General features: G+C 57.5%; 1 protein-coding gene. It reads left to right on the plus strand.

Annotation, left to right across the window (positions count from 1 at the left end; all coding sequences use genetic code 11):
- A partial coding sequence (locus HEQ72_RS11210) for a M10 family metallopeptidase C-terminal domain-containing protein (protein WP_168023430.1) occupies positions 1-1,039 on the plus strand: 1,039 nt, incomplete at both ends.

Here is a 1,039-nt window from a genome sequence, read left to right on the forward strand (position 1 = left end):
GGCGGCTTCAAGTCCACGCCGCTGACCTACATGCTCAATGACATGGCCGCGTTGCAGTACTTGTACGGGAAGAACATGACAACCCGCACCGGTGACAACCGGTATGACTTTGCCGGCAAGACCTATGTTTATGAAACCATCTGGGATGCGGGCGGCAATGACACAGTCAGCTGGAGCGGGCGGGATACGTCTGCAAACATTGACCTGACACCTGGCACCCTGTCGTTCTTCGGGGGCGTTGATACCAAATCCGATCCGGCAACCTGGGACAAAGGCAGCGGAATTCTGGGCATTGCCTACGACACCCATATCGAGAATGCAGAGGGTGGAAACAGTCACGATATCCTGCGCGGCAACGACGGGAACAACCGGTTGCAGGGCGGACCAGGCAACGACCTCCTTGAAGGAAAAGGCGGGCGCAACACCCTGGATGGCGGCGATGGCATCGATACGGTCAGCTACGTGTTCCTGGATCGTCCTGTTTCCATAACCCTGAATGGAGCTTTCAGTTCTGTTGCCAAAGTTGATGGCCAGGACAAGGACACCCTGCGCAATATCGAGAATCTAACGGGTGGAGCCGGAGCAGATCATCTGACAGGCGACAGCGGTGACAACATTCTGGAAGGTGGTGACGGGGCAGACCATATCAACGGCGGTGCCGGCCGCGACCGTCTTTACGGAGATGGCGGAGCAGACCATCTGACAGGGGGTGCCGGAGCCGATGTGTTTGCCTGGCGCAATGTTTCTGATTCCGGGCCGGGCATTATAGGGCGAGATACCGTCCATGACTTTAATGCTGCCGAGAACGACCGCCTGGATTTCTCGGAGCTGGATGCCAACGCCGCTCTGGAGGGACATCAGGCCCTGACATTCAGCGGTCAAACCCCGCGCGCCTTTTCGTTGTGGTACAAACCCGATGCATCCGGGTTGACAGTCTTTGCCGATACGTCCGGGGACACGAAAGAGGATTTCTCCGTGCGCCTGAACGGCGTAACCACACTATCCGCCCAAAACCTCATTCTGGACACAACGAGGGTTG

Origin of the sequence: Haematospirillum sp. 15-248 (assembly GCF_012102665.1) — a bacterium.
In the GTDB taxonomy this organism is placed as follows: Bacteria; Pseudomonadota; Alphaproteobacteria; order Rhodospirillales; family Rhodospirillaceae; genus Haematospirillum.